A 3,463-nucleotide genomic window follows, 5' to 3' on the forward strand; every position below is an offset into this window, starting at 1 on the left:
CCGCTGCAGGGCAGCGGCCGCCAGGTGCTGCGGCCCGACCTGCTGGCCGCCTACACCGAATCCCTGCGGACCAGCGCCGGCGGCCAGCGCCTCGACGGCTGCCGCGTCGTGCTCGACCTCTGCTGGGGTTCGGCCACCGCCTGCGGTGAGGAGCTGTTCCGCTCCCTCGGTGCCGAGGTGCTGGTGCTGCACGGTGAGCCGGATGGCGCGCGCATCAACCAGGGCTGCGGCAGCACCCACCTGGAGCCCCTGAGGCGAGCGGTGCTGGAGAGCGGCGCCGACATGGGCTTCGCCTTCGACGGCGACGCCGACCGGATGCTGGCGGTGGATGGCCGCGGCCGGGTGGTGGACGGCGACCACACCCTCTATCTGTGGGGTTCGGCCCTGCGCCGCGAGGGGCAGCTGCCCGACGACCGCCTGGTGGCGACGGTGATGTCGAACCTGGGCTTCGAGCGGGCCTGGCAGGCCAGCGGCGGGGTGCTGGAGCGCACCGATGTGGGCGATCAGCATGTGCACGCCGCCATGGAGGCCCTGGGGGCCGGCCTGGGGGGCGAGCAGTCGGGGCACATCCTCTCGGCGCGCCATGGCATGAGCGGTGACGGCCTGCTCAGCGCCCTGCAGGTGGCCACCCTGATCCATGGCGCCGGTCTGAAGCTGGACGAATGGATGGACGGCAGTTTCCAGCCCTACCCCCAGCGGCTGGTGAACGTCACCGTGCCCGACCGCCAGCGGCGCCAGCAGTGGCAGGAGTGCGAACCGCTGCGGCAGGCGGTGGCCGAGGCGGAGGCGGCCATGGCCGGCCACGGCCGGGTGCTGGTGCGGGCCAGTGGCACCGAGCCCCTGTTGCGGGTGATGGTGGAGGCGGCCGAGCAGAGCCAGGTCGACCACTGGAGTGAGTCCCTGGCCGCCGCCGCCGAAGAGCACCTCAACCGGGCCTGAAGGCCCGGCCCTAGACCACGCCGTTGGCGCGGAACCAGGCCCGCATCTGCGTCCACCCCGCGGCCGCGGCGGCGGCGCGGTAGGTGGGGCGGTAGTCGGCGTGGAAGCCGTGGGGGACGCCCGGGAACACCTTGATGCGGCTGGGGCTGCCGGCCGCCTTCAGGGCCGCCTGCATCCGCTCCACCGACGCCATCGGGATGCCGTCGTCCTCGCCGGCATACAGGCCCAGCACCGGAGCCTTGAGCCGGGGAATCACATCGATCGGATAAAGGGGCTGGAGATCGTTGGCCGTGCCCACCAGCCGCCCGTACCAGGCCACCCCGGCCTTCAGCTTCGGGTTGTGGGCGGCATAGAGCCAGGTGATCCGCCCGCCCCAGCAGAAGCCGGTGATGCCGAGGCGTGAGCCGTCGCCGCCGCCGCTGGAGGCTGCCCAGGCGGCGGTGGCATCCAGGTCGGCCATCACCTGGGCGTCGGGCACCGTCGCCACCAGCGGCAGGATCGAGGGGATGTCGGGCAGCACGGTCACATCGCCCTGGCGATCGAACAGGCTCGGGGCGATGGCCAGATACCCCAGTCCGGCCAGGCGGCGGCAGACGTCCTGGATGTAGGCATGCAGGCCGAAGATTTCCTGCACCACCAGCACCACCGGGAAGCCCGAGCCCTTGGCGGGGCGGGCCCGGTAGGCCCTGATGGCACCATCCGCCCCCGGCACCGACACCCAGCCGGCTTCGAGCCCTTCGGCGGAGGTGGTGACGGTGGAGGCGGCCACCGGCCGCACCGCCAGGGCGAAGCCGGCGGCTGCCGTCCCGAGCAGCAGCTCCCGGCGACCGATGCGGAACGCCTGGTCAGGGCGGGGGGCGTGGGGGTCCATCGGCAGGGGCCCGTGGGGATGAGAGGCGCCTCCAGCCTAGAAACCAGATCCTGAAGACTTTTCCGGCCGGTGCGGCCAGCCCTGCAGCCGCTCTACCAGTTGCCCGAGCAGGGCCCGCCGGGCTTCGCCGTGCTGGCCGGCCTGGGTGATTAGCAACGCCTTCACCTGGAGGTCGCTCTCCGTCATCGCCTCGATGCCCAGCAGGCGCGGGGGCTCCAGCAGCACCGCGGCCCAGCGCGGATCGCGGCCGAAGGCGGCCAGCTCCTCGGCGATCAGCCCCAGGGCGCCCGGCAGGTCGGTGAGGCTGCGCGGCAGCAGCAGCGTCACTTCTGCCCCCGAGCGCAGCTTGGTGTGGTTCACCACCTGCTCGCAGTGGCTGTTGGGCACCACCACCACCCGCTGGTCGGCGGCGCGCAGCTCGGTGCTCAGCACCCCCACGTCCACCACCTCCCCCGAACGCCCGCCGATCTCCACCCAGTCGCCGATGGCATAGCGGTCGTCGAGCAGCAGCACCAGGCCGGCGACGAAGTCCCGCAACAACCCCTGGAACACCAGCGCCAGGGCGCCGAGCACGGCACCGCTGGCCAGCACGGCATTGCTGGAGAGATCCCGCAGCACGGGGATGCCGAGCACGGTCCAGAGGGCGAACAGCAGCAGACAGGCCAGGTTCACCAGCCGGCGCAGCACCCGCAGCAGGCTGAGGTACCGCTGCCGGCGGCGGGCGCGGTGATCGCGCTGCACCGCCGGATGGCTGGCCCACTGGGTCAGCAGCAGCCCCACCAGCCCCCGCAGCACCGCCGCCACGGCCAGCAGCACCACCGCTTTCATCAGCACCACCAGGGGCTGCAGCAGCACGTCGATCGCCGCCGCGATCTGACCGGGCCAGGCCAGCAGCAGCACCGCCCCCATCGCCACCCCCAGCAGCAGCACCAGCCCCGCCAGCAGCCGGCTGGACGCCTGGGTGAGCTGGAGCAGCAGGGGATCCAGGCGTCCGGATCGCTGCGCACAGCGGCGCTGCAGGCGGGGCAGCAGCCGCTGGCACAGGTGCCACAGCCCCACCACCAGGGCCATCAGCAGGGCCAGGAGCACCGCCGAAACCAGCGCCGTTCGCAGGCGCCCGTTGATCTGCTCCTCGCCGAACACCCGACGGGCTCGGCGCAGGCGGCGTTCCAGCAGGCTGCGCCACTGCTCGGCCAGCTCATCGGCCGGCAGGCCGTTGAACTGGGCGTCCTGCTCGGTCACCGTCAGCAGGGGGAAGGGGCTGGCCCGGCCGGGCACGAGGGCCGCCAGTCGCCGTCCGCCGTCCGGCTGCTTCAGCAGCACCACACGCAGGTCATCCGGTGCACCCTGCAGGCCCAGGTGGTTGGGGTCACAGGCGGCCTTCGTCGGCTCGAAGCTGGAGCGATCGAGCAGCACCTCACCGAGCCGTTCCCCGGGCGTGCAGGGATTGCGGGGTTCGTAGAGCTGGCTCAGGTTGCCCTCGATCACCCGGGCCCGTTCGGCGGCATCCGGCCCGGTGTCGCCGCCGGAGCCCACTGCCGGTGAGGCCACGGTGATCACCGGCACCCGCAGGATCCGCACCGTGCCGAGACGGAAACTGCCGGCGTTGCCGGGGTCGGCCGCAGAGGGGGCGGCGCCGCCGGGGGTGGGGGG

3 protein-coding genes are annotated in these 3,463 nt (G+C 73.0%); 1 reads left to right on the top strand and 2 read right to left on the bottom strand.

Features of this window, described 5'->3' with window-relative positions; all coding sequences use genetic code 11:
* Positions 1 to 939: phosphohexomutase domain-containing protein (locus VB737_RS15660; RefSeq protein ID WP_500314318.1), on the top strand; the 939-nt coding region annotated here is incomplete at its 5' end.
* Between the two features lie 10 nt (positions 940 to 949).
* On the opposite strand, the gene VB737_RS15665 is transcribed toward VB737_RS15660, so the two are convergent.
* Positions 950 to 1,810 (bottom strand): dienelactone hydrolase family protein, encoded by an 861-nt coding sequence (locus tag VB737_RS15665; protein ID WP_500314320.1) that lies wholly within the window; start codon positions 1,808 to 1,810, stop codon positions 950 to 952.
* A gap of 36 nt (positions 1,811 to 1,846) precedes the next feature.
* A partial coding sequence (locus VB737_RS15670) for a mechanosensitive ion channel family protein (protein ID WP_500314322.1) occupies positions 1,847 to 3,463 on the bottom strand: 1,617 nt, incomplete at its 5' end.

This window comes from Synechococcus sp. BA-120 BA3, from assembly GCF_034931285.1.
Classification (GTDB): domain Bacteria; phylum Cyanobacteriota; class Cyanobacteriia; order PCC-6307; family Cyanobiaceae; genus Cyanobium.